This is a genomic window from Cylindrospermopsis raciborskii Cr2010 (assembly GCF_003367075.2).
Classification (GTDB): domain Bacteria; phylum Cyanobacteriota; class Cyanobacteriia; order Cyanobacteriales; family Nostocaceae; genus Raphidiopsis; species Raphidiopsis raciborskii.
This window is the reverse complement of sequence record NZ_CP065936.1, coordinates 1,351,708-1,377,347: the sequence shown is the minus strand read 5'-3', so window position 1 is coordinate 1,377,347 and position 25,640 is coordinate 1,351,708. Positions and strand designations below refer to the sequence as shown.

The window sequence follows — 25,640 nt, the reverse complement described above, 5'->3', positions numbered from 1 at the left end:
TCAGCTCTAGTAGATTAAGTCCCTATTTTACCATGATCAATTAATGCTTATTCTAAACATTACCATTAATCCCAAAATAATATGATGTTATAAGTCAATTATAAATCTATGCACCCACATATATAAATTTATTGATTCTAATTCAAAACTGAAACTTGAAAACTGAAAACTGATAAAAAATTGGGTCGGAATTTGCACAAAATTCTCTCTTACTAGGACCTATGCAAATCTGTCAAAATCCCAATTGTTCTAACCCGTTCAACCTCAACCACAGTAGATTTTGCATCGTTTGCGGACATGATAAATTTGGTGAAATCCTCAGAAACCGCTACCGCGTTTTGCGGTTATTGGGTGAGGGAGGTTTCAGCAAGACGTATGCTGCAGAGGATGTGGATAGATTAGACGCACCCTGTGTAATTAAACAATTTTTTCCTCAGGTTCAGGGAACTGTTGAACGTGCTAAAGCAGCAGAATTTTTTAAGGAAGAAGCTTATCGCTTATATGAACTAGGAGAAAATCATTCTCAAATTCCCCGCTTACTAGCTTACTTTGAACAGGGTTCAAGTTTATATTTAGTTCAGGAATTTATCATTGGTAAAACTCTATTAGAAGAGGTGAAAGAACGACCTTATACTGAAGCTCAAATACGTCAACTGTTATTGGATTTATTACCGGTTCTGGATTTTATTCACCACAAAAATGTTATCCATCGGGATATCAAACCTGAAAATATTATTCGTCGTAGTTTGGATAATAAACTTGTATTAATTGATTTTGGGGGTGCTAAACAAGTCACTAAAACTACCATGGCTAGACAAGCAACAGCTATATACACTTTAGGCTATGCACCAACAGAACAAATGGCAGGTTTTGCCTGTCATGCTAGCGACCTATATGCTTTAGGTGTAACTTGTATACGTCTATTGACCCAATGTTTACCCGTACAAAATAGTTATCAACTCAAAGATCCTCTTTATGACCCTATGAGAGCAAAATGGTTATGGCAAGAATTTTTACAGGGTAGAGGTGTTATAGTTAGTCAGCAATTAATATATATTTTGAACCGTTTGCTACAACATTTTGCCCAGGATAGATATCAGTCAGCAATGGAAGTTTTATATGACCTACAAAATGATTTTTCTCATACCCTAACCAGTGATTTCAATTATATCAATTCCGACGAATCAAAAATTAACTTGGGTACTCCTATTATAGAAGTAGCAACCACCCAGCAAAAACTTGCTGTGAATGTTCCACCCTTGGAAATCTTCGAGTTTCAGACCATGATATCCCATCAAGAAAATGATAAAGTTAAGCATGAAAGAAGAATAGGAAAATTCTTTACAGAAGAACTAAATAAACATCTCTATTTAGAAATGATATTAGTTCCCGGTGGTAGTTTTTTAATGGGTTCACCAGAATTTCAAGGTAATGGGGATGAACATCCCCAACATCAGGTAATTGTTGAACCATTTTATATGGCTAAATATCCCATTACCCAAGCACAATGGAAAGCAGTAGCAACATTACCAAAGGTTACCCAAAATCTCAACCCCAATCCTAGCAAATTTAAGGGGGTCAATTTACCTGTAGAAAATGTCTCTTGGTACGAAGCAGTGGAATTCTGTTTACGTTTATCATTAACCACTGGTAGAAATTATCGGTTACCAAGTGAAGCAGAATGGGAATATGCTTGTCGTGCGGGAACTACTACTGCTTTTTACTTCGGTGAAACTATTACTCCAGACTTAATCAATTGTAATGTTAGTCAATCTTATATAGCGGATTTTGGCAGAAACTTCACTCCACAAATTACAGAGGTTGGTAACCTGAACTTAGCAAATGCTTTCGGATTGTATGATATGCACGGTCTGGTTTGGGAATGGTGTGCTGATCCCTGGCATAATAATTACCATGGCGCTCCTAGGGATGGTAGTGTTTGGGATACAAATGGTGATATTAATCGTCGGGTATTGCGTGGAGGCGCTTGGAATTTTAGTGCAGAACTTTGTCGTAGCGCCAGTCGCAGTTGGAATGAAGCAGAGGGTGGTTTAAGAATGTCCGGTTTTCGTGTGGTTCTTTCCTTTTACGGGTGAGCTTGAAATTTGTTCAAGATTCTGGATGTTTTTCAGTTCTATACCCTGAACAGTACGTTTGATTAACCCGGTTAATACATTACCCGGTCCTATTTCTATTACTTTCTCAATCCCAGATTGTGGTAGTTGTAAGGAAATTTCTCGCCACCTTACTGAACCTGTCATTTGTTCAATTAAACGTTCCTTCAAAACCTGTGGGTTGGTGCTGGGAATTGGGTCAACGTTGGAAGATACGGGAATTATTGCTGTCTCAAAAGCTATATCTTTTAATATTGCTTGAAATTCCTCGGATGCACCCTTCATTAATGGCGAATGAAATGCACCAGAAACTTTTAGGGCAACTGCTCGTTTTGCCTTTACCTGTGACATTACAGCTTCTACTGCTGTTGGTATACCTGAAATTACAACTTGAGCTGGACTATTATCATTCGCTAAAACAACACCAGGTGTTTTAGCAATCTCTTCTTCTAATTGCTGTCTGTCAAAATTAAGTAATGCTGCCATCATTCCCCCAGCTGCATTATCCATTATTTCCCCACGTCGTTTGACCAGTTGCAATCCGGTTGACCAATCAAATACACCAGCTACATACAGGGCGATATATTCTCCCAAACTATGACCAGCAACTAAGTCTGGTTTTTGCCCTCTTTCTCGTAACAGGTCTGCTATAATACTTTCAACTACATACAAACAGGGTTGAGTGTAAACTGTTTGTGATAATTTAGCTTCGTCACCTTGACAGATTTCATCTACGGACCACCCCAAAATATTTCTGGCCTGGTCGAATTTGGCTTTGGCAGATTCTATACTTAGTAGATCTATTCCCATATTTAAGCACTGAGAACCTTGTCCGGGAAATACCCATGCAGTTTTAGTCATTTGATATTTGGTTGCTGATAATTGGTCATTAGACTTGTTATTATTTACCCCATTGGAAAATTGCTGCACCCCAACTCAACCCCGCTCCGAAACCGGATGTAACGATTATATCATTGGATTGGATTTTTCCCTGGCGCACTGCTTCGTCTAACGCTAGGGGAATAGAAGCAGCAGAGGTATTGCCATAATTAGCAACGTTACTAATTACTTTATGATCGGGTATGTTAAGTCTTTGCGCAACAGCGTTAATAATTCGCTGGTTGGCTTGGTGCAAAATCAACCAATCTATTCTCTCTACAGTCAAATTAGCACTAAATAGAGCTTTGTCTATCACTTCTGGAACTTTTTGCACAGCAAAACGATAAACCTCTTTACCGTTCATTGTGATGGGTTCATAACTACCTATAGGAGTATGAATATTTGGTTTGAGCTCTTGGGTCTTACCTCGGTAACTCAAATTCAGATAGTGGTTTTGTGTACCATCACTTTTGAGGGCAAATCCTAATAGGCGATCGCTCTTATTAGCTTGCAATACCACTGCTCCTGCTCCATCACCAAACAAGATGCAGGTGCGACGATCTTGCCAGTCTACCCAACGAGAGAGGACATCTGCACCTATTAGAAGTACATTTTGGTAAACTCCTGTTCTTATGTATTGGGCCGCAGTCACCAGTCCAAAGACGAATCCAGAACAAGCTGCGGTTAAATCAAAGGCCACAGCCTTAACGGCACCTATTTCAGCCTGTACTTGACAAGCACTGCCAAATAAATCATCTGGAGTAGAGGTTGCCAACAGGATTAAATCTACATCTTCTGGTTTAATCCCAGCTGCTGTTATTGCTTGTTGACTAGCATCAGTAGCTAAGGTAGTTAATGATTCGGGAGGTAGTGCCAACTGTCGTTGACAAATACCTGTTCTTGTGGTAATCCAATCCTCGGAAGTTTCTACCAGTTGAGTGAGCAACTGGTTATCTACGGTAGTTTTTGCTATGGCTGACCCACTACCCGTAATTGCTATACCTTGTAGGAATAAATTTTGCACTCCTAATCTCCGTTGTCATTTGTTCACGGTCAGTTTAATTGACTGACGAAACCACCGTCATTTGGGTTGAGCGAATTTGCTAGAGGTGGAGATTTTCTGCAAAAACATCAGGAAGCAGTTAGAATTGAGCTAACCGCTTCTAGAAAGCTATGCGGATAGGCTTAACAACCTCAAATTCATCTAGAATTCTTACTGGGGTTCACCCTGTAGAACTTTGTATTTGGACTGTAGTCTTTCTAGCACTTGATTATCTACAGCTTCTTTGGCCATGCGAATGGCGCTAAAAATAGAGGGTGCTTGGGAACTACCATGGCCAATGAAACAAATTCCATTGACTCCTAATAGTAAAGCTCCCCCATGTTCAGCATGGTCCATGCGCTGTTTAACTCGCTTGAGGTTAGGTTTTAAAATCGCTGTGCCAATTTGTCCTCTAATACCTTGGGGTAGTTCTTCCCGCAGTATTTGTAAAATTACACCCCCTACCGCCTCCGCAAATTTCAACAACACATTACCAACAAATCCATCACAGACAATCACATCAAATTCACCGGACAATACATCACGTCCTTCTGCGTTACCACTGAAATTAATTTGAGTGTTTTCCCGTAATAACTCGTGAGCACGCACAGCAGCTTCATTGCCTTTGTTTTCCTCTTCACCGATATTTAATAATCCCACTTTTGGTTCACTGATTCCCAGCACGTATTGGCTATAAATCGAACCCATCACCGCAAACTGTTCTAAAAATTTGGGGCGACAGTCTACATTAGCACCAACATCAAGTATTAATACTGGCTTACCTGCTTTTATGGTAGGAAATACTGTGCCAATAGCGGGACGATCAATGCCCGGCAACCTACCCAGTCGTAATAAAGCTGATGCCATTGCTGCTCCGGAATGACCAGCAGAGAATATAGCATCAGCTTGATTGTTTTTAACTAAGTCCATTGCCACATTGACAGAAGCTCCACGCTTTCTACGAACAGCGCTTAAAGGTTCTTCGTCCATGCCAATTGTGTCCTGGGCTGGGACAATTTCTATTCCTAACCTATTGCTTTTAAGGGGTATGACAGCTTCAATTTGTTGGGGATCACCTACTAGCAAGATGTGAACGCCCAATTCTTCTTTCGCTCGCAGTGCGCCAGCAACAATTTCGGCGGGTGCGTAGTCCCCCCCCATAGCGTCAATCGCGATTCTTACACCAGTCGTTCCCATTGCTCCTAGCTCAAAGAGACCTTATAAATTTTATCAGATTGTTACAGTTAAGAGTTCAAAATTATTAACTGGAACTGAGTGGTTTAGCAATTATTTCCACAATCTGATTCCACCTGGCTTTTTCAAACAATGATTCTACACAAACCCGAGCTACTTTTTTCCTAGAAATGCTACCTTCAAATAAGGTATCAGGACCCTGCATAATAACTTCATCAGAGTTATCATCATTTTTTAATCCTCCAGGTCGCACAATTGTATAAGTTATTCCGCTTTTTCTAATAAACTCTTCGGCTTGTTTCTTCCAAACTAAAATTAACCAGAATAGGTTGAGAGGATGGAATAACTGGGAAACGCATAGGGAAGAAACTAGGACAAAATGTTGAATTTTTCTATCTTGAGCTGCTTTGACTAGGTTTTTTGTCCCCTGGAAATCTACCTGATAGGGACCAGTCGGGTCAAAACTCGGTCTAGCACCAGTTGCACATAAAACTACTGTGCTGTCACCTAAAGCAGCAACCAGGGTTTCAGGTTGCAAAATATCCCCCACAATTAATTCAACTTGGGAAGGAAGAAGATTTCGAGCTTTTTGCTCGTCTCTCACTAGCGCTCGCACGGGAATATTTCTGGACACTAGCTCTTCTACTATCCGCTGACCTGTTTGACCTGTTGCACCTGCTACAAATGCTTTCATAATTAAGGTTATCCTAGGAAACAATATGTTTGTTGGTTTCGTTATTTATTCTAAGGAATCTATGGATAGGATGACATAATGGCATAATAGTTATATACGCACAACTGTCTTGTAGATGCTTTTTTCCATATCTTTATGAAAATTGAATTTTTGTCTGAGCAAGCTACCTCAGCTTGAAAATCATGATTGATACGCAATATACAAAAACTTTTGACTATAGAGAGAACGGAATTATGGTAGCAAATAATTGGGAATTTCAGTCTTTAGAATTAGGAGTAGATGAGCTTGATTCTTCTTTGTCAAGTCCTATATCTCATCTTATTAGTGAGGACGCATTAACAGAAAACTATGAAGCATTTCCTAGTAAATTCTATAGTCATCATCGAGAGTTTATGAAAATGCAAGCATCTAGTGAACAGGTGATGGAATATTTTAACTGTCATTCAGCATGGTTTATACGTTGTGCCCAACCTATGGTAGTTCATCCCCTGGGTGAGAATGGTTATACATTGGTAATTGGTAGATTTGGTGCTTTTGGTTATGAAGTAGAGCCAAAAATAGGTTTGGAATTGTTAGTCCCCGGAAAAAATCAATGTCAAATCCGCTCCATTCCCATCCCCAACTACCAATCTCCCGGTTACCACATTAACTATAATGCCCATATGCAACTCATTGAAAATACACCAGGTATTACCAGAGTGGAATGGCAATTGGATTTAACTGTTTGTTTACAATTCCCCAAGTTTATCAGACGCTTACCAAGTTCCCTCGTACAGTCCACAGGCGATCGCCTGTTAAATCAAGTTGTCCGTCAGGTATCTCGTCGCTTAACTCGTAAGGTACAAGAAGACTTTCATGGAAAAAGTGAGAGTTGACCAGGCGTTCTACCTCATTTACATCTAGGGAGAGGATTTACCCTCCCTAGTATTATAACTATTCTAGGCTTGACCAATAATTTTGAGAACAATTTCTACACCAGACACAGCTTGCCAAATAAAAAGTCCCAAAATCCCAAAATTCAATAGAATATGTGTGGCCCGGGCCCAATTAGCTCCTTTTTGCATAAATGGAGCTAATGCAGCAGAAAAAGCAATTAAACCGGTCATGCCTAAACCAGCTAGGAGATGGGGGCCAACAAATAACTTACCATTGTTAATATAGGTAACCGCCATTCCCCCAATAGAACCCCCTACCATCAACGCTAGGAGTACAGAGCCAATTTTGTGGTGCTTATCGCTATATTTACCCTTAATTAGTTGTTTCTTCTCTTCTCCTTGGGCATTTCTGGTACGCTGTACTTGTAACCCTAAGTAAGCTGCATATAATGACAGCGCTAACAATATCCACATGATTGCGGGATGGAAAAATTCCAAACCGAATTTTACGTCTGGAGTAAGTTCTAAACTCATGGTTTATTTACCTAAAGTATTAAATCTTTATAAAACTTAGCATAAATTACGGCAAACACTGCAAAAAGTGATTTACTTGGGTTCTCCATAATAATTCATCAATTATAACACTACAACTAATTGTATTTACTTAAATTGAGGTTAATGAGATGATTGATTTACTTACGGCTGCGAAAAATGGTAATGTTCAGCAGGTTCGTCAATTACTGGCATCGGGATTTCCAGTAGATACAGGCGATCGCCATGGTACGACAGCATTAATGTTTGCTGCTAATTTTGGCTACACGGAGATTGTACGTTGCCTATTGGATTTTGGAGCTGATATTGATTTACCCAGGAAACTCCATGGTTTAACAGCATTAATGTTAGCTGCTGCACATAATCAAGTTGACGTGGTAAAATTGCTAACATCTCAAGGAGCAAATACAAATGCAGTCAATGAAGATGGAAGCACAGCATTAATGATAGCAGTAGAAAAAGGCTACATTGAGACCGTGCAAAACCTGTTAGATTTTGGAGCAGATCCAAAAATTGTAGACCAACATAATGAGGATGCATTTAAACTAGCAATTAGGCAGAATAATAGAGTTATATTGAACATTCTCGTAAAAAACAGTCAAACTAAGGGTGAAACTGAAAGCCTGTTAATTATGGGAGCAGATAATGGTAACCTAGAGATAGTGAAAACATCTTTATTATATGGTGTTAACTCTAACCTAGAGAATAGTGATGGAACTACAGCACTACTAGCTGCTGCTGCTGGCGGACATACTGAAATTATCCAAGTTCTGTTAGATCGGGGTGCAGAGATTAATCACCAGGATCAAGAAGGTGAAACAGCTATGCACTTTAGCGTTGTCGAAAACCACCTAGAGACAGTGCAAACCCTAGTGAATAGGGGTGCTAACCTAGAAATCAGAAACAATTTGGGAGACACCCCCCTAATTTTAGCAGCATTTCAAGGATACCAAGAAATAGTCAGGGTTCTACTTGATGCAGGAGCAGATGGTGGCAAAAAGAATTTGGGGGAATTCCCCTTGACCTTGGCAGCATTCCAAGGACATACTGAAACGGTCAAGGTTTTATTGGAAAGTGGGGTTAATATCGATGTTATAGCTGAAGATGGCAAAAGTGCCCTAGTTAAAGCTATAATCGGTAACCATCCAGAAATTTTTCAACTACTCCTGACAAAAGGAGCAAATGTCAACCTACAAGACCCAGTGGGTGTCACACCCTTAATGTATGCTACTGCACAAGGATATACCCAAGCGGTGGATATGTTAATTCAAGCTGGAGCAAATGTAAACATAAAAAATCAAGGTGGGTATACAGCCTTAATGATTGCCAAATCTAACAATTATACGAAGACAAGTAATTTATTAATACAAGCAGGTGCGAAGGAGTAGAATGAATATTCTAGATGCCAAGGGGCGGCTATTCGGTAAAATTAACTTCCTAGATCTAAGTGCAGCACTAGTAATATTGCTAGTGATAGTTGGCATTTTTATATTCCCTGGGACTTCCGGTTCTGTAGCTCAGATAGGTACGAAAACAGTTCCCATAGAAGTAGACCTAATAGTAAGGGGTTTAAATGTCCGAGACAGTCAGCAACTATTTAAACAGGGATTTACCAAAGGTGGTAAAACTAACGTAATTATTCGTAACCAACCCTACGGACAAATTGGGATTAAATCCATTCAAGAGTTAAAGAGAACCCTCCTAGTACCCCAACCAGATGGTTCAATTAAGGAACTACCAGATCCAAGAAGTAATAATTTTAGTACGGATTTTCTACTGACCTTAGAGGGTAAAGCACAAGTTACGGATAATGGGCCCGTCTTGGGTAATAGTAAAGTAAAAATTGGCATGCCTTTTGAACTAGAAGGGTTTAACTACAATTTCAACGCTTCTGTGATTGATATTCGGCTCAAAGATGGTAAATAGCCTTGATTAGTTGAGCATCTATATGGAGAAATGCTCCCAACGGTTTCCATCTTAATGGTTTTTTGAAGTTAGAGCTTGAAATAAGAACTCTGGTAAGGAAAGCATTCGACGCCAGCGCCAAGGTTCTTGATATAAACGATAAAGCCATTCTAAATTATTATTTGCCAACCATTGGGGTGCACGGGTTTTGCCACCAGACCAAATATCAAAACTACCGCCCACCCCAATCCATATCGCCTGAGGGCATAGGGTACGGTTTTTAGCGATCCATAGTTCTTGACGAGGAACTCCTAAGCCTACAAAAATGACTTGAGGTTGTAACTCCGTTAAAGTCTCCAGTAATATTTTTTCAGTTTCTGGGGAATGATATCCAGAGTGAGTACCGACAAAATTCAAATTAGGAACTTGTTGTTGCCAAAACTCCGCAGCTTTAGCTGCTACTCCTGGAGATCCGCCATAAAAAAATACCTTTGTAGATGGTGCTTTTTTACTTAGTTCTTGGAGTAGACCTTCTGCTAATTCAATACCAGGAAAACGCTTTACCTGCTGTTTGAGTATGAAACGTAAATACAATACCACTCCTGCGCCATCTGGGATAACCAGGTCAGCGTTTTCAATAACTGTGGATAAACTTGGGTTCCGTCTAGCTTGCATAGTCATTTCCGCATTGAGAGTCACCACATGGGTTCCTCTACCCTGTTGAAGAGACTCTACTAACCAATGGGGGTAATTTTCCACCACATGAACCGGTAACCCCAAAACGGAAAATTTTTCAGGTGACTGATAGGTTAACATCGTATTTTAAATTAGACTAAACTAAGCTCACACCAAACTTTACACTAGTTTATCAAGTTTTTCGGAAACTTTTGACCTTTTTCAGCCCAGTAGTATGGTTAATTACGACAATGATGTGCAAAAACCTAAATTAATGGTGGTGGATGATGAACCGGACAATCTAGACCTGGTGTATCGCACTTTCTGGCGTGATTTTGAAGTCTATAAAGCTAACAGTGTCAGTCATGCTTGGACTATCTTGGATCAGGTGGGAGAAATGTCAGTGATTATTTCTGACCAAAGAATGCCAGATATGAAGGGTACAGAATTTCTTAGTCAAATTGTTGAACGTTTTCCTGATACCATTCGCATTCTTCTTACTGCTTATACTGATGTGGAAGATTTAGTAGATGCAATTAACTCAGGTCGAGTATTCAAATATATTACCAAACCATGGAAACCCCAACAACTTAGAGCATTAGTTGAACGGGGAAGGGATACTTACAATTTATTAAAAACTCGCACCAGAGAGTTACGTCAGGCTTTGAAAAGAGAGTCTTTATTTAATGCTATTACTAAGATACTTAGAGATTCCCATAGTTATACAAGTACCCTTGATAAAATGGTAGCTACAATTGGAGAGAAATTTGCAGCTAGTAGTTGTTTGCTAAGGTTAGTAGAAGGTGATATCCTAAAAACATCTATATTTTTGTATTGTGATTTTGATTGTCTAACCCCTGACTTACCCAAGGAGTCATTAAGCTTAATTCAAAAAATTATATTGGGGAGAAAATATCAAGTAGTTCAATATACAGATAAGGTCAATCACGCCCATTATTTAATCGTTCCCTTTTCTTATCAGGATGATCTACTAGCCGTAATGACCCTGTGTAAATGCACTGTGGAAATACCATGGGAGCAGGAGGATATAGAACTGATTGGAGATGTAGCCAAACAAGCATCCCTGGCCCTTTCCCAGTCCAAGCTTGACCAAAGCTTAAAAGAGAAACAAGAACAGACTCGCCAAGAACTGCAAGTAGCACGTCAAATTCAAAACAATCTGCTGCGTCAAACTTTACCAAAAATTGACGGTTTGAAAATACAGGCGTGCTGTTACCCCGCACGAGAAGTGGGAGGAGATTTTTTTGAGGTGTTTCTCCATCCATCTGGTGAACTGTGGTTAGCAGTGGGTGATGTTTCCGGTAAGGGTGTACCTGCAGCTTTATTTATGGCTAGTGCTATTTCTCTTTTGCGTCGTGAATTATCTCAGGAATCACCACCACCGCCAAATATTGTCTTGCAAAATCTCAACTATGCTCTAGCTGAAGACCTAATCAGTGTAAACTATTTAATTACTCTTGTCATTGCCAAATATAATAAAACTACTCGAGAATTCATATATGCTAATGCTGGACACATTTATCCCCTATTATGGTCATATCCAGCTTCTCTAGCCCAACCTCAATATCTCACAACCCGCAGTGTACCTCTGGGGATTTTCCCTGAGCTGTCATCACAGTCTGGTAGATTAATTCTCGCTCCAAAAGACACCCTTCTACTTCTGAGCGACGGTATTACGGAAGCAAAAGTAACAATAAGCTCCAAATCACTAATTAAAAATAACAGTGGCACTCAGGCACTAACTTGGTCTATACTAAATCAAGAAGGTATTTGGCAACTTATACGGGAACAACCTCAACCTTTGTCCCTTGAACAGCTAATCGCTCAAATTCAAAGCGATAATCCTGTCCAAGAAGATGATCAGACCATTCTCTCTCTGGAAATTTTGTAAACGATGAAAAGTGAACTTTATGTACCCAGTGATTTAAGTTTTGTCAACACGGTCGAAAACTGGTTGTTGGCATACTTAAAACAACATTTGAGGGATTCTCTGGATTGGTCAAACCAATCCAGTCGTTTACGTCTTGCACTAGTTGAAGCATATTCAAATGCGGTTCGTCATGCTCACAAAGATAAACCAAATGTGCCAATTCTATTGCGTCTGGAACTGACAGATCAGAAACTAGCTATTGAAGTTTGGGACTATGGACATGGTTTTGACATAACCACCTACTTCCCTCCCCATCCTGAACAAAAACAAGAAGGTGGCTATGGTTGGCTGATTATGAATCGGTTGATGGATAAGGTTGAATATCATTTACAGGTCAATGGTGCTAACTGTCTCAAACTGGAAACGACTATTCCTTTATGGACGGTTTACTAAATCCTATTTACATCTTCAGCATAGCTATAAATCTCAATCCCCAAGTTTTGTGCTACTGACAAAGCTCTTGGGTCTACCATGGGAGAAATTACTAATTTCCGATCAACTCTTCTTTGATGATGTTTTTCATAAAATGCTACTTTCCGATCAAAGATATACATTCCTGCTTTGTCAATCGAGGATTTAATTTCACATAAAATTACCAAACCATTTTTGATAATCACATCTATTTCCACCTGGTCTGGTCTGCCAAAAACCTCTCCTTCATTGTCGAAATCAAGGAAGTTCAACACTTCCACGCCAAAAGAATCTTTTAAAATTCCTTTTAGTCCATTTCTGAAGCTTGCTTCCGATGATAAACCCCATCGCGAACCTAGGGAACCAACTGTACTTTCATGTTTCCGGTTCATTTGTTTAATTTCTTCTAAAATTCCCAGATTGTGGCGATTTTGCTCTTCCCATTTACGATTTTGCTCTTCCTGGTAAGACTGCAATTGTGCCATGATTTCACGATTGTGGCGATTTTGCTCTTCCTGGTAAGACTGCAATTGTGCCATGATTTCACGATTGTGGCGATTTTGCTCTTCCCATTTACGATTCTGCTCTTCCTGATAAGACTGCAATTGTGCCAGAGTCTGGTCGAATTTACTATCCGCGTCTTGTCTTCCAATATAATATTGCGACATGGAACCTAAAATCAAATTCTTGATCACAGGGTCTTCCACAATTAGTTGTTCCATTTGTTGTCTAATGAGAGTACTAATTTCCGCTTGGTTCACTGTTTTTCATCCTTGCTTAGGAACAACTCCATTATACTCCAAACTTTAGACTAGGGTTTTTCGCTATCTGTTATCTGTTGTATAATCAAACTACCTAACTCCTGTGTCCACATGTCCTCTTTAACTAGCTTAAGTACTCATACCATTAAAGAAAAAGCCTATAAATTAGGATTCCATAAAGTTGGTGTCGCAGTTGTATTGGGGGTGGAGAGTAAAGAAAAGGAAAGGTTGAGGAAATGGATAAGTCTGGGTTATCATGCTGACATGGATTGGATGACCAATCCAAAACGGGAAGATATAAAATTACTCATGCCAGAAGTGCGATCGCTCGTTTGTGTAGCGATAAACTATTATACACCCCATTCCCGTCCCCTGGGGGGAGAGTATGGGAAGATATCCCGTTATGGGTGGGGGAGAGATTATCATAGAATTCTGCATAAAAAGCTCAAACAATTAGCCACCTGGTTAGAATCACAGGGTGAGGGTATAAAAGCCAGATATTATGCGGATACAGGACCCATACAGGACAAAGTTTGGGCTGAGAAAGCGGGTATTGGCTGGATTGCCAAAAACGGTAATGTGATTACTAGGGAATATGGTTCCTGGGTATTTTTAGGTGAAGTATTAACTAATCTAGAATTAGAGGGAGATACTCCAGCTACCCAACACTGCGGTACTTGTAATAGATGTATAGAAGCTTGTCCAACACAAGCAATTACCCAGCCATTTGTTGTAGATGCCAATAAGTGTATTGCCTATCATACCATTGAAAATAGAGGAGAAACCCTGCCAACAAACATAGAAAGAAATTTACAAGGATGGGTTGCTGGTTGTGATATTTGTCAAGATGTTTGTCCTTGGAATCAGCGGTTTTCTCAAGTAACAGATGTGGTAGATTTTCATCCCTATCCTGGAAATTTAGCACCCAATCTGGTAGAATTATCGGGGATCACTGATGAGCAGTGGAGTGAAAAATTTCCTGCATCAGCTTTGAGACGGATTAAACCAAAAATGTTACGTAGAAATGCCCGTGCTAATCTTACCACATTGAAACTAAATAATGACTCAAAAAGTAATCATCTTTGACTTTGATGGCACAATTGCAGATACATTAGACGCTTTGGTAACAATTGCTAATCGTCTAGCCCGGGAGTTTGGCTATATGCAAATATCTGCTAAGGAATTAAAACTATTAAGAAATTTAACTGCTAGACAAATTATTAAGTATTCAGGTGTATCCCTATTTAAAATACCCTTTTTAGTTAAAAGAGTGAAAGGAGAATTAAAAAATAAAATCAAGGATTTACAACCCATACCAGAAATTCCTGAAGCACTAAGAGAGCTAAGTAATCAGGGATATAAATTAGGGATTATTACCTCTAATGCACAAGAGAATGTCCATCAATTTCTCAAGTGTCATCAGTTGGACAATCTATTTGAATTTGTTCATTCGGGGGTAACAATTTTTGGTAAGAATACTATCATGAGTAGTGTAATTAAACAAAGACAAATTAAGCCCCAGACTGTCATTTATGTAGGTGATGAAACCAGAGACATAGAAGCAGCTAAAAAAGCCAATGTGCAAGTTATAGCAGTTACTTGGGGGTTTAATTCTCCTGAAGCACTAGCTAGGGAAAATCCTGACTTTTTGATTGATCATCCCAGGGAACTGCTGGAAGCGATTAATCATTCATTTGCTGAACCTAGTCCAAATTAAAAGCATGAGGTTATAGAATCTACCAGGGAATTATTGAGGAATTACAAATTTTTTGTGTGACATTTCATAGCATACCTAATATAGAATTTTGATAATTATTTTTGTGGGCAATCCACATCAGAGTTTATGTCTAAAAAAGCTGTATTATCCTACGTTGTAGATCGCAAAACAGGTGAATGGAGAGCACTGAGCGGTTGTAGCTCCTCCCCTTCAAGAATTCCTGGTTCTCAACTCTACGATACACAGAGGTTTAGCGAAGAAGAACTACCACCACAGGTGGATCTCCGTCCCTTTATGACCCCTGTAGAAAATCAAGCAGGTGCCAACAGTTGTACAGCCAATGCAGTTGTTGGTGGCTATGAGTATATAATGAACCGTCTAGGCAAAGATGTTGATTTCAGTCGTCTTTTTGTATATTATAATGCACGATTGCTAGGAATAGAGGCTTCCGGTGGTGATAAAATTCAAGACCAGGGAAGCAATATTTCCCTAGCATTGGTTAGTTTGCAAGAGCAGGGTATTTGTCACGAGTCAACTTGGAGTTATCATATAGCAGAAAATGGCAAAGTTAAAAACGTCAATACCAAACCTAGTTATGAGGCTTACAGTGAAGCTGCAGAACTAACTAGTATTGAGGATTTTCAATGGGAAACTCCAGAGCAAGTTAATCCTGACATATACTCAATGAAGCACTGCTTAGCAGAAGGATATCCTTTTATTTTTGGGCTAGTTTTATTTAAATCTTTTGATCGTGTTACAGCCCAGGGGAGAGTTCCTATGCCAGATCTAAATAGTGATGAGGGTAGAGAACAGCATGGGAATCACGCTATGCTTTGCGTTGGATATAAGGATAGTGCTCAAGTATTTATTGTCCGGAATTCCTGGGGTGAGGAATGGGGGGACTCAGGATATTGCTATATTCCTTATGAGTATATGACCAACCCAGACCTCTGCTTTGAATGCTGGAAAATTAAAGGGACAACAGACTTTGATTTAACTGCTGATGTTTGGGTGGAGGAGGATGAGGATTTTGACGAAGAATTTTATGAGGAAGAGGAACAAGAAGAAGAGGAAAGCTGTTATTTAACACTAGTAGAAGCGATCGCAGTAATTTGTTTATGTGGTGCGTCTGTAGATGACTTGTCTGAGGAAGAATCAGAGTTATTGATGGGACTGTATGAAACCTATGAGATTGACACAGAACTGCTGCAAGAAAAAATTGATAGTCTGGTAGAAATTGGTGGATTAGAAATGCTATATAATGCTGCCATACAAATTATTCTTGCTGAAGATGCAGCAATAGAAGCTTTTCAAATGTCTGTGGAGTTTGCTATTGCTGACGAATACTTCACCGATGAAGAATATGAATATTGGTCTCAATTAGCAGGGGATTTAGAACTAGATGGAGATACAGCTACAGCAGTTTTTAATGAAGTTATAGCAGAGTATGACTACGAAACCATTGATAGCCTTTTTTAGACTATAGTTTTTAAAAACTGGTGGCATGGTGAAATTCAATCATTAATACAAACACTGAAATTATGGAAAAATTCAGCGTGAGGAAAAAATGAACAACTTCACCATTCCTAAATTTAAGACTCATTCCTAGAAACAGGACGGCTAAAAACGGGGGAAAGATAAGCCACCAACAGACCTATCAAAAAGGCCGAAATATTGCGGACCAAGGGAACCCAATCACTGGTACGGGTAATCACAGGAGCAATACCAAAAGCAATAAACAAAATTCCCCACAACGGTGAAAAAATTAACGCCCATTGCCAAGCAAACACTTGTTTATCATTGCGAGGTTGGGCTGCAAATCCGCAAATTATCCCGCCAATAGCTGAGGTAATGAGGGTAAGTATCCATTGCTCTTTGGGTAATCCGGGAACCACATTACAACCCCCCTGAGCTAAACAACCTTTCACCGAATTTAGTGCTTGTAAAATAGCCTGATCTTCACCATTCTCCCTCACAAAATAGAGATTGCCAAAACGAGTTTGTAATTCAATCCAAAATGTACGCGGTAAGAGCTCATAAACTGCATCTCCCACACTAAAACTCAGAATGTTACCACCACGTGCATCTGCAACTAGGAGAATACTTTTATCATCTAGTCCCCAGTATTTAATTACTGCTCTCCCTGGAGTCCGGTCATATTGAGTCAATACCCGCAACTTCCAGCCAGTATCCACCTCAAACTGCTCTAATTCCTTTACTAACTTTTCTTCCTGTGGATCAGGTAAGGTTTTGGCTAGGTCAACTACTGGGGTAAAGGTATCAGGTAGCAAATCGGGATTTTCATAAGCTAGAGCTAATGGTGAGTTCGTTACCCAAATGGATGCAGCAAAAACAAAGACTGCAATGGATACTAGAATTTTTTGGCAAAAAGAACGCTGCATGGAATTTTCTATACGAATATTAAAGGTGAGAGTAAACAACTGCTATTTTTAGGTTACGAGAAAAGTGATATTTCTTTACAATTGTTTACTTTACCCTAATCTGATCACCTTAAACCATCAAAAACCAATATTCCCAAAAATTGCCAGTTATGGGGTATATACGTATAGCTTGAGTCATGATTTGGTGCGGATTCCCTGTAGGCTACGTTTATTAGATCCTTGATTGGTAAAGGTTTTCCAGGCAGTTCTCACACCAACCCAGAGACTGCGAGTGCTAATTTGCACATTATCAGCTTGCTTTTTAGCAGTATTTAAACCTTGATCTACTTGTCTAACTACTTGACCCGCACTTTTAATTCCATCACTGACATCTTCAGTTAAATCTGTGATGTCTAAACTCGTATTGCGGATAGCTTTTAGGGTGGGGGGTAACTCCCTAGAAAGAGTATCAAAGAACTTTTCAGCACTGCGCGAAGCTCGTGCTAATTCTTGTACAGCAGGTATGGCTACTACCAATACCACACTTAGACTAGTAGCTACTAATAGTAAAGATAGTCCCAGCCAAAATAAAGGATCAATCACGGTGACACTATAATTTATAGACTTTCTGGATTTTGGTGGAGATGATCTGGATTTTCATCAGCATTATGAGATTTTACTCTCTTTAATGACTCTCTTTCCCTTTGTGTAGCTTCTACTCCCGATGCGATCGCATCTCGCAACCTATCTAAGGTGTCATCCCAGTTTCTAACTACATTAGCGGAGAGTCTATCTGTTTGTATTTGCACACTGGTGGATATATCCTCTGCCAATTCTGGTAAAGCATCCGCAGATTTTTTCAAGAGCTTACGGGTTTCTTTGCCTGTACGGGGTGCAACAAGCAAGCCTGCTAAAGCTCCAATTGTAGCTCCCAGCATTACACCACCAATAAATATTCCGGAACGATTATTAGACATTTTAAGACATTTTAATTCTTTATAACAGAAATTTGCGAAAAACTCCCAGTCTTGAGCTAGGGATAGGAACAGTATAATTCTTTTAGGGTTGAATGGGCTATTTTTGCACTTTCTGAGCTAATAATCTCCAAGCGGATGTGGTAAGAAGTTTCACCAGTTGAAAGGTTTGCCAAGCTTGTTGAAGTTGCTGTTTTAGCATTTGCTGCTTTTGTCTCCAATAATAAATTTGTTCTCGTTCTCCATTAATATTATCCCGTATTGTGGCTAGAACCCCATAACTAGCTGATTCCCTACTTTCTAGATTATTGGCTATTATTGTCAACTTGTGTTTAAGTTGCCACATTTGCCAAGCTAGGTATAATAGCATCAGTGAAATCACGATATTAGTCAGGAAAACTATGACTATGGTTATCATGGTGCTGTGGTTAGTGTTTTTGCTGTTTAGGTACTGGAAACCCAACAATTAATGTACCACAGTTCACAGTTTTGTTGACAAATCTACAAGAGTTATTAATAATTTGATCAGTCCTAAGTTAGTAGAGTTGGAGGGGTTGTGCGTGACGATTTGAAGAGTCTGCGAATTACAGATAAAGAATTGCAAGACCTAACTAACTTACCCGTAGATAATCAATTCCCTATTATAACCGATTCCCTCTACCAGTTGGGGAAGTTATTACTGGACAAAGTTCAGGGTTCTGAGGGAGCTACAGTGGTTTTTATTAGCTCTTCTGTTCTAATTTTTACATATTTGCTTTTCGATTGGTTAGTTAAAGATTTAGTAGCTTGGATTACTTTACCATCATGGATATTACTTATTTTAACCCTGGTTTGGCTAAGTGGTGTTAGTCAGGGGGTGTTATATTTGTGGTGGAAGTACAAAACCCGCTTCTTCAAGAAGAACATGACTAGCTCCCTAAAGGTCTTATTAAATGACGTTTCCAGATATAATTCCATTATTCATGCCATAAATATTAATGATCAAATAGAAGCAGCAGGTAATCCAGCAGTAGGTATACAAAACAGAGATAAAGTGATTAAATCTCTAAAATTCACCAAGTTAGATTTAGTCAGAGCGTTGAAAACCGAAAGAATTTTGCGAGAAAATAAAGCGTTTATCTTAACTAATTCGGATCTGTTTACCCACAATTTATCCAGTTTAAGCACTATGGAAGTTAGTGAAAAGGCAGCAGAACACGACCGGTTGCTAAATGAAGCATTACAAATTGCTATGGATGTTAAGCAAGAAATGAGAAAACTACAAGACTAGTCTAAAAGATTCTTTATCTACTTTGCGCAATAGAAGGTAATTAGCTAGTTAATCACTTGTCAACTTTCAATGACTATTGCTATACTGAGTGGATGGGTGAAATTAAATATAAAAATAATTGCACCTCCCTACTTATAGAAACAGAATAATCAGGTGAGAATCCGATGGAATGGAAAGAAATAAGAGGTAATTGGGTAATTGTTCCCCGTCACCCCGTTGGAATCATTCATTTTTTGGGAGGTGCATTTGTCGCTAGTGCACCCCATTTGACCTACCGTTGGTTATTAGAGCAGCTTGCTAACAAAGGTTACGTCATAATTGCCACACCATTTGTCAATGGACTAGATCACCAGGCGATCGCCCAATCAGTTCTACTGAAATTTGAAAGGACTTTGGAACGTCTACATTATTATGGGGAATTACATAAACTATACTTACCAATTTATGGAGTTGGACACAGCATGGGTTGTAAGCTGCAATTATTGATTGGCAGTCTTTTTGAAGTAGAGCGAGCGGGTAATATTCTGATTTCCTTTAATAACTACACTGCTAAAGACGCTATTCCTCTAGTGGAGCAACTAAATTCTACCCTCATGAGTGATTTAATGATTGAATTTAGTCCCACACCCACAGAAACTAATCAAATTATCGAAGAATCCTATCAGATTAGACGCAACCTATTAATCAAATTCCACAATGACAATTTAGATCAATCAGCAGAGTTAACGAAAATTTTAAAAAACCGTTTTTCTCAAATGGTTACCGTAAAAACTCTCTCCGGAAACCACACAACTCCTTTAGGTCAAGACATTAAATGGCAATCAGGAAATTCCTTTACTCCCCTAGATGCTATAGCCCAGTGGTTTAAACAAGAGGTTTATAGAGATTTACACCAGCTGCAAAAAGTAATGCTATTCTGGCTTAACCCTCTAGAGTCTTTATCGGATTAACATAAATAGCTCAAGTTTTTATCAGCTTTTCATTCTAGATTCCTAATTTGTGGACATAATGTAAGTGGGTGGGTGGAATTAAATATAAGATGAACGTAGGTTGGGCTGAAGTATGAAACCCAACGCCCGCATGGGTTTCGTTCCTCAACCCATCCTACAAATAATTGTGCCTCCCTACTTAAATAGAATACTGATGATATAAATCTTCTAAACCTTATGTTCCAAATTTTAGTAATTGATGATGATTCTTCAATCCAAATCCTTCTCAAAAGGATCTTAGAAAAACAGCATTATCAAGTTATCACAACCAGTAATGGGAGAGAGGGGATTTTGCAAGCTGTTGCTTCTCCTCCTGCTCTGATTATTTGTGATTGGATGATGCCTGAATTAAGTGGTTTAGAGGTCTGCAATTTTATTAAAAATCACCCAAATTTATCTAGTACATTTTTTATTTTATTAACATCCTTAGATTCAGTATCAGATCGGGTTAAGGGACTAGACTCGGGAGCAGATGATTTTATCTCCAAACCCATCGAACAAAATGAACTACAAGCTAGAGTTAGAGCTGGACTACGTCTACACCAGTTAAATCGAGATTTACAAACCCAAAAGCTATTGTTAGAAACCGAGCTGTCAGAAGCTACAGACTACGTCAAGTCCCTTTTACCACTACCTATTAATCAACCAGTGAATATTGATTATATGTTCTTACCTTCTCGAAAATTAGGAGGAGATTGTTTTGATTATTATTGGTTAGATGGTGATCACCTGGCAATTTATCTATTGGATGCTGTTGGTCATGGACTTAGGGCCACTCTCCCGGCAATTTCTGTGTTAAATTTACTTCGTTCTCGCGCACTTAAAGGAGTAAATTATTATCAACCTAGTCAGGTATTATCAGCTTTAAATGATGCTTTTCAAACTGATGATAAAACCGAGAAGTACTTCACAATTTGGTATGGTGTATATAACCATGTAAATCGACAATTAACCTATGCTAGTGCAGGACATCCACCAGCAGTTTTACTGTCACCAAAATCTCTTAATGTTGATATAACACTTCTCAAAACCCCGGGTATGCCCATTGGTATGTTTTGCCAAGCTAAATATGTGGATGAAATTTGTCAAATTGGAGAATTAAGTAGTCTTTATATTTTCAGTGATGGAGCTTATGAAATTACTAATTTTGATGGAATTCTTTGGAGTTTAGAGGAGTTTATTCAATTATTAGTTAGATCCCATAATCTACCTAAATCCCAACTTGAATATGTAATAAAATATTTGGTTAGTTTAAACTCCAAAGAAATTTTTGATGATGACCTAGCCATCATCCAGATTAAATTTGATTAGGTCTTATTCACCAATTCGCGATGAAAGTCATCCTGGTTAGCAAATATTTCAAATATCTCATCGATACTGGTTAATTCAAATATCATTCTTACTTGTTCACTCAGGGAACAGAGTACCATTTTAATGCCCGCTTTTTGTAAATTTTTAAAAGCCAACACTAGATATCCTAAACCACGACTGTCTAGAAAAGTAATATGTTGACAATCAATTAAAACCACTTCGGCTTTACTCTCTACAATTTTGGCAATATTTCTCTGAAATTCTAATGCACTTTCAGAATTTAAATTTTTGGTAAGGGTGAGAGTTTGTACTTGCTTACTCATAATTACTTTGTATTTACTCTATTTGATATTAATTTGGCTGTTTTCTCTCCAGTATATAACAAGCAAGAAAATTCAATATGCTAATTCAATATCATTTATAAAAATTAGAGGCTTAACCTTGCCAAGAACCTGATTTACCACCGGTTTTACTCACTAAACCTATAGATTGGATTTGAATAGACTTTTCTAAAGCTTTAGCCATGTCATATAAAGTCAAAGCAGCTACAGAAACAGCCATAAGAGCTTCCATCTCTACACCGGTTTCTGACTTGGTTTTAACTGTGGCATGAATTTCATACCCGGGTAGTTGCTCATCTAGTCTAATCTCCACTGTGACCTTTTGCAAAGGTAAAGGATGACAAAGAGGAATTAAATTTGGGGTCTGTTTAGCAGCCATAATGCCAGCTATTCTAGCGGTAGCTAACACATCCCCTTTTGGTGCATTGCCCGCTTCAATCACAGCCAGAGTTTCTGGTAACATCCGCACCCTGGCCATTGCGATCGCTTCCCTAATTGTGGGGATTTTTCCTGATATATCAACCATTTGCACCTCTCCCTGGGTGGTGAGATGAGAAAGATCAGAAGATTTTGGCAAAAACTCTTGCATAATTTCTAAAGGGTATGCTAATATAGTAGAAGTTAATTAGGGGCGTGTAGCTCAGTGGACTAGAGCACGTGGCTACGGACCACGGTGTCGGGGGTTCGAATCCCTCCTCGCCCGTTTTGGGTGTACCTGATGCCAACCATTCCCACTTGTAGGATAACCGACCACGATGGTCGGTTATTCTTTTAGTACCCACTTTGGGGAATGTGGTCTATTTCCGCATATCCACTAAAAATTAACTTTTCACCTTGGGTTTCTAAACGATTTAACCGCATTTTTACCCCATCTAAATCAAAACGGTCTAGGTCTACCATCCCATCTAAGATCGTGACCAGAGCTGCGCCTAATCTTTGAGAAATTTCTCGCTGTTGATCTGGTACTTCATCTAATTGGAATCTGGCATCCTTGAAAGAAACCCGTCTTCGTTTTTCAATACTGATACTAATTGTCATACTTAATGGTACAAGTTCGCCATTGTTAATGTCAGCTTTAGCTATAAGATGTAAGCGATTTTCAGGTAATAACTGTATTTTAATTTCAGGAAAGGAAACTGGTTCACCATTAGATATTTCCATTAAAGCTGGTTCAGAAAGGTTTATTAAACGCTTTTTCACCAATTCAGCCTTAAAAGCATGATTGATACCTGATTCCAATAATACTACCTGTGCCACAGCTTGTGTGGGTTGTTTTAGCTTAAGTTTGCCACTTAAAACCGAGCTAAAGTCAATAGACACAGCATCGGTTTCAAAACACATTTCCTCTATAGCGAAGTCTCTACGGATAACTAGGCCCTGTCCACTCATCTTAAAGCTATCAATACTCCCCTGCAAAAGTTTGCTGGAAGGATAGCAACGCACAAGGACTTCTACTGACTCGCTCTGGGTAAATAAGTGGCGAATCGTTTGACTGGCAACTGTATTGAGCATTCGCTCTCCCCAGTCGCTACCTTTGGGATCTGTTAAACCAGCAAGTCCGCTTAACATTAGATTCTGGGTCTCTAGAAGTTCTTTATATTTTTGTAACAAATTGTGAAGAATTATGCAAGAGATCCCGGGATTATTAATCAAAAATTCGAGTGGGGAGGGAGAAGATTGACTATTTACTAGTACTTGGCCTCATCTATTTTTAAAAACCTGTTCGCACTAATGCTAGTTAGAATTCCCACTATTAACCATCCAATGCTCAAACCAAATACTTCACTTAAAAATGAGCTTTTACCAGTTAAAATACCAATTAGAGATCCAATAGTAAAGCCTAGGATACAGTTAATAGCATTCACAAACACCCATGACCATTTTTGGGGAACTGATGGGGGAATGGCTAAACAGGACTGTGACAATCCAATAACTAAACCACCAATACCAGAATCAATCATACTAATTAAAACACGATTATATAAGGTGTGTGTAGACAAGACAAACCATCCCATTGTACCAATACCTATGACTGTAATTAGCACCCATCCTAAAACTGTTGATATAATCCAATTTAAGGGAGGAATAATTTTTCTTAGAAGATAACTTTGGGGAATAGCGATTGCTAACCCACCAATAGCCGCATCTACAACTTCCAAATCAGATTTTTCACCGACTTCAACTACTAGCAAACTGAGGAGAAAACTAGCTAGGGTTGTAAAACTCCATATTGATATAAAACAGAGATCTGCAAATTTGTGACTCTTGAGTTGTAGTGGTTCGGTCATTTTGATTATGTAGTGAGAGATTGTTGGCTGAAATTTTTCATTGTATTTTCCTAAAGAAAACAGGTCTAACAGCTGGATGTTCGAGGATTTTTAAAAACGTTCTGCGTCTTTGTTGAGGTGATTCAGGGGAGATGTAACCCCAGAGACTTTCCCAGTAAAAAAAAGAAAAACCCAAAAACCGACTATCTCGTACAATTTGCACCTTTTGTTTAACACTGTGAATATTAACAGGACTGGTTAGAGTACCTGAAGAAATACCAATACTGACAGGAATTTTTTTCACAGCTGATTGAACTGCAGGTTTTTGAATTTCGGCAATAAAAGATAGATTATCATCTCGATAGACCTGCAAAACCAACTCATCGACTAAATTTTTCTTGACCCAATTTTGCCAGTCTTGTAGATAGTATTTATAGGCATAATCCTGGGAATTAGGTGAAACAGATATTTTAGCTTGGGGCTTAATCTTCTTCACTTCCCCACGAATTCTTGTCAGTAAACTAGTGATTTTATTTGCCCGCCAACTCATCCACTCAGAATTGAAAGGGTCTGAGGGAGGAATTTTGCCTAGATGTTCCTTTTGGTATAGCTTAACTGTAAATGGGTCATAACCAAATTGCACAGGCATTCCAAAATGATCGTCTACTTGAATACCATCTACATCATAATTTTTAACCACTTCTAAAATTAAATCTAGAATGAAATTTTGCACTTGAGGATGGAGAGGATTTAACCATAGTTGTTGATTAAAAATGCTGGAACTGTCAATATCTTCCCGCAGATTGGCATTTACATAATTTACGCCTTTTCGACCATTAGTTAACCATTCTGGATGCAGTCTAGCTAAATTAGAATTAGGTGGAGTCATAAACCCATATTCAAACCAAGGAATCACGGTTAAATTTTTCTTTTTGCCCAAGGTAACTATTTTTTTCAAAACATCATTTCCCCCATTCATAAAATTCAAGAATGGCTCGGTAATATCACCTGTAACCGATTGGGCAACTTGACTTTGGTAGAAAGTGTAGCCTCTGTTCCAAACTACAGGATAAATCGTATTGAAATTGAGTTCTGCTAATTGATTAATAGCTCGTTCTATACCCCAAGGTACAAAAAGTACCCCGCTGGCTACATTGGTTAACCAAACTCCTCTAATTTCTGTTAATAGAGGATTATTTGTTGTTTTTAAATCAACGGAATTAGAAGCAACAGAAAACACAATAACACTGAATAAAAACCCTACAGCAATGAACAGGTTAAACAAACGACTGATCATGATATCATCATACTATCATCTCATGAAATTACTATGCTAA

Annotated in this window: 28 protein-coding genes and 1 tRNA gene; 13 read left to right on the top strand and 16 right to left on the bottom strand. The window is 38.8% G+C overall.

Annotation, left to right across the window (positions count from 1 at the left end):
- Nucleotides 1-221: 221 nt before the first annotated feature.
- On the top strand, nt 222-2,096 hold the full coding sequence (locus C6N34_RS06310) for a bifunctional serine/threonine-protein kinase/formylglycine-generating enzyme family protein (RefSeq protein ID WP_115539393.1): 1,875 nt from the start codon (nt 222-224) through the stop codon (nt 2,094-2,096).
- On the opposite strand, the gene fabD is transcribed toward C6N34_RS06310, so the two are convergent.
- The 4 genes from fabD to C6N34_RS06290 all read right to left on the bottom strand — a co-directional run bounded on the left by fabD (nt 2,052) and on the right by C6N34_RS06290 (nt 5,923).
- Nucleotides 2,052-2,975, bottom strand: coding sequence for an ACP S-malonyltransferase (fabD, locus tag C6N34_RS06305; RefSeq protein ID WP_115539431.1), 924 nt, complete (start codon nt 2,973-2,975; stop codon nt 2,052-2,054). The two genes, C6N34_RS06310 and fabD, sit on opposite strands and share 45 nt — an antisense overlap.
- A gap of 40 nt (nt 2,976-3,015) precedes the next feature.
- Nucleotides 3,016-4,017, bottom strand: a complete 1,002-nt coding sequence (locus tag C6N34_RS06300; RefSeq protein ID WP_057176984.1) for a beta-ketoacyl-ACP synthase 3 — start codon at nt 4,015-4,017, stop codon at nt 3,016-3,018.
- A gap of 189 nt (nt 4,018-4,206) precedes the next feature.
- The gene (plsX, locus tag C6N34_RS06295; RefSeq protein ID WP_006276070.1) at nt 4,207-5,232 is read right to left on the bottom strand and encodes a phosphate acyltransferase PlsX; all 1,026 of its coding nucleotides are present in this window, start codon (nt 5,230-5,232) and stop codon (nt 4,207-4,209) included.
- A 64-nt stretch (nt 5,233-5,296) separates the two neighbouring features.
- Nucleotides 5,297-5,923, bottom strand: coding sequence for an SDR family oxidoreductase (locus C6N34_RS06290; RefSeq protein WP_006276071.1), 627 nt, complete (start codon nt 5,921-5,923; stop codon nt 5,297-5,299).
- A gap of 182 nt (nt 5,924-6,105) precedes the next feature.
- On the opposite strand from C6N34_RS06290, the gene C6N34_RS06285 reads away from it, so the two are divergent.
- Nucleotides 6,106-6,798: a DUF1997 domain-containing protein gene (locus tag C6N34_RS06285; RefSeq protein ID WP_181407014.1), complete on the top strand. Its 693-nt coding sequence runs from the start codon at nt 6,106-6,108 to the stop codon at nt 6,796-6,798.
- 63 nt (nt 6,799-6,861) lie between these two features.
- Here C6N34_RS06285 and C6N34_RS06280 read toward each other — a convergent pair whose 3' ends face one another.
- Nucleotides 6,862-7,332, bottom strand: coding sequence for a DUF4079 domain-containing protein (locus C6N34_RS06280; RefSeq protein WP_057176982.1), 471 nt, complete (start codon nt 7,330-7,332; stop codon nt 6,862-6,864).
- Between the two features lie 149 nt (nt 7,333-7,481).
- On the opposite strand from C6N34_RS06280, the gene C6N34_RS06275 reads away from it, so the two are divergent.
- Entirely contained in the window at nt 7,482-8,738 is a 1,257-nt protein-coding gene (locus C6N34_RS06275; RefSeq protein ID WP_115539394.1) for an ankyrin repeat domain-containing protein, read from the top strand.
- 1 nt (nt 8,739) lies between these two features.
- Complete coding sequence (locus C6N34_RS06270) at nt 8,740-9,276, top strand: DUF4330 domain-containing protein (RefSeq protein ID WP_006276075.1); 537 nt, start codon at nt 8,740-8,742, stop codon at nt 9,274-9,276.
- A gap of 51 nt (nt 9,277-9,327) precedes the next feature.
- On the opposite strand, the gene C6N34_RS06265 is transcribed toward C6N34_RS06270, so the two are convergent.
- Nucleotides 9,328-10,071, bottom strand: coding sequence for a WecB/TagA/CpsF family glycosyltransferase (locus C6N34_RS06265; RefSeq protein ID WP_006276076.1), 744 nt, complete (start codon nt 10,069-10,071; stop codon nt 9,328-9,330).
- A 94-nt stretch (nt 10,072-10,165) separates the two neighbouring features.
- Here C6N34_RS06265 and C6N34_RS06260 point away from each other — a divergent pair, with 94 nt between their 5' ends.
- A complete protein-coding gene (locus C6N34_RS06260; RefSeq protein ID WP_115539395.1) occupies nt 10,166-11,842 on the top strand; it encodes a SpoIIE family protein phosphatase in 1,677 nt (558 codons plus the stop codon).
- A 3-nt stretch (nt 11,843-11,845) separates the two neighbouring features.
- Nucleotides 11,846-12,274, top strand: coding sequence for an ATP-binding protein (locus C6N34_RS06255; RefSeq protein WP_006276078.1), 429 nt, complete (start codon nt 11,846-11,848; stop codon nt 12,272-12,274).
- Here C6N34_RS06255 and C6N34_RS06250 read toward each other — a convergent pair.
- The gene (locus tag C6N34_RS06250) at nt 12,271-13,053 is read right to left on the bottom strand and encodes a PD-(D/E)XK nuclease family protein (protein ID WP_115539396.1); all 783 of its coding nucleotides are present in this window, start codon (nt 13,051-13,053) and stop codon (nt 12,271-12,273) included. The two genes, C6N34_RS06255 and C6N34_RS06250, sit on opposite strands and share 4 nt — an antisense overlap.
- Nucleotides 13,054-13,164: 111 nt before the next feature.
- Between C6N34_RS06250 and queG the strand changes: the two genes are divergently transcribed.
- From queG to C6N34_RS06235, 3 genes are all read left to right on the top strand, one after another.
- Entirely contained in the window at nt 13,165-14,139 is a 975-nt protein-coding gene (gene queG / locus C6N34_RS06245; protein WP_115539397.1) for a tRNA epoxyqueuosine(34) reductase QueG, read from the top strand.
- Nucleotides 14,114-14,770 carry an HAD-IA family hydrolase gene (locus C6N34_RS06240; RefSeq protein WP_115539398.1) on the top strand — a complete coding sequence of 219 codons (657 nt, stop codon included), beginning with the start codon at nt 14,114-14,116 and terminating at the stop codon, nt 14,768-14,770. The genes queG and C6N34_RS06240 overlap by 26 nt, the downstream gene beginning before the upstream one ends.
- 126 nt (nt 14,771-14,896) lie before the next feature.
- Nucleotides 14,897-16,249 (top strand): C1 family peptidase, encoded by a 1,353-nt coding sequence (locus C6N34_RS06235; protein WP_057176977.1) that lies wholly within the window; start codon nt 14,897-14,899, stop codon nt 16,247-16,249.
- Nucleotides 16,250-16,362: 113 nt separating this feature from the next.
- Here the strand turns inward: C6N34_RS06235 and C6N34_RS06230 are convergent, their stop codons facing one another.
- The 4 genes from C6N34_RS06230 to C6N34_RS06215 form a co-directional block, all read right to left on the bottom strand.
- Nucleotides 16,363-17,172, bottom strand: a complete 810-nt coding sequence (locus C6N34_RS06230; RefSeq protein ID WP_006276082.1) for a TPM domain-containing protein — start codon at nt 17,170-17,172, stop codon at nt 16,363-16,365.
- A 174-nt stretch (nt 17,173-17,346) separates the two neighbouring features.
- On the bottom strand, nt 17,347-17,754 hold the full coding sequence (locus tag C6N34_RS06225; RefSeq protein WP_006276083.1) for a hypothetical protein: 408 nt from the start codon (nt 17,752-17,754) through the stop codon (nt 17,347-17,349).
- Nucleotides 17,755-17,768: 14 nt separating this feature from the next.
- Nucleotides 17,769-18,128, bottom strand: coding sequence for a YtxH domain-containing protein (locus C6N34_RS06220; protein ID WP_057176976.1), 360 nt, complete (start codon nt 18,126-18,128; stop codon nt 17,769-17,771).
- 97 nt (nt 18,129-18,225) lie between these two features.
- Nucleotides 18,226-18,495, bottom strand: a complete 270-nt coding sequence (locus C6N34_RS06215) for a hypothetical protein (RefSeq protein ID WP_236107443.1) — start codon at nt 18,493-18,495, stop codon at nt 18,226-18,228.
- Between the two features lie 186 nt (nt 18,496-18,681).
- Here C6N34_RS06215 and C6N34_RS06210 point away from each other — a divergent pair, with 186 nt between their 5' ends.
- The 3 genes from C6N34_RS06210 to C6N34_RS06200 all read left to right on the top strand — a co-directional run bounded on the left by C6N34_RS06210 (nt 18,682) and on the right by C6N34_RS06200 (nt 21,695).
- Nucleotides 18,682-19,395, top strand: a complete 714-nt coding sequence (locus C6N34_RS06210; protein ID WP_115539400.1) for a hypothetical protein — start codon at nt 18,682-18,684, stop codon at nt 19,393-19,395.
- A gap of 164 nt (nt 19,396-19,559) precedes the next feature.
- On the top strand, nt 19,560-20,345 hold the full coding sequence (locus C6N34_RS06205; RefSeq protein ID WP_115539401.1) for a DUF1350 family protein: 786 nt from the start codon (nt 19,560-19,562) through the stop codon (nt 20,343-20,345).
- Nucleotides 20,346-20,561: 216 nt separating this feature from the next.
- Nucleotides 20,562-21,695 carry a PP2C family protein-serine/threonine phosphatase gene (locus tag C6N34_RS06200; RefSeq protein WP_115539402.1) on the top strand — a complete coding sequence of 378 codons (1,134 nt, stop codon included), beginning with the start codon at nt 20,562-20,564 and terminating at the stop codon, nt 21,693-21,695.
- Here C6N34_RS06200 and C6N34_RS06195 read toward each other — a convergent pair.
- Nucleotides 21,692-22,018, bottom strand: a complete 327-nt coding sequence (locus tag C6N34_RS06195; RefSeq protein WP_115539403.1) for an STAS domain-containing protein — start codon at nt 22,016-22,018, stop codon at nt 21,692-21,694. The two genes, C6N34_RS06200 and C6N34_RS06195, sit on opposite strands and share 4 nt — an antisense overlap.
- Before the next feature lie 112 nt (nt 22,019-22,130).
- Nucleotides 22,131-22,625, bottom strand: a complete 495-nt coding sequence (gene moaC, locus C6N34_RS06190; RefSeq protein WP_057176972.1) for a cyclic pyranopterin monophosphate synthase MoaC — start codon at nt 22,623-22,625, stop codon at nt 22,131-22,133.
- A 40-nt stretch (nt 22,626-22,665) separates the two neighbouring features.
- On the opposite strand from moaC, the gene C6N34_RS06185 reads away from it, so the two are divergent.
- Nucleotides 22,666-22,739, top strand: a tRNA-Arg gene (locus tag C6N34_RS06185).
- A gap of 68 nt (nt 22,740-22,807) precedes the next feature.
- Here the strand turns inward: C6N34_RS06185 and C6N34_RS06180 are convergent.
- From C6N34_RS06180 to C6N34_RS06170, 3 genes are all read right to left on the bottom strand, one after another.
- Nucleotides 22,808-23,605 (bottom strand): LmeA family phospholipid-binding protein, encoded by a 798-nt coding sequence (locus C6N34_RS06180; protein ID WP_115539404.1) that lies wholly within the window; start codon nt 23,603-23,605, stop codon nt 22,808-22,810.
- A 119-nt stretch (nt 23,606-23,724) separates the two neighbouring features.
- Entirely contained in the window at nt 23,725-24,324 is a 600-nt protein-coding gene (locus tag C6N34_RS06175) for a hypothetical protein (protein ID WP_057176970.1), read from the bottom strand.
- 37 nt (nt 24,325-24,361) lie between these two features.
- On the bottom strand, nt 24,362-25,600 hold the full coding sequence (locus C6N34_RS06170) for a glycoside hydrolase family 10 protein (protein ID WP_057176969.1): 1,239 nt from the start codon (nt 25,598-25,600) through the stop codon (nt 24,362-24,364).
- Nucleotides 25,601-25,640: the final 40 nt, after the last annotated feature.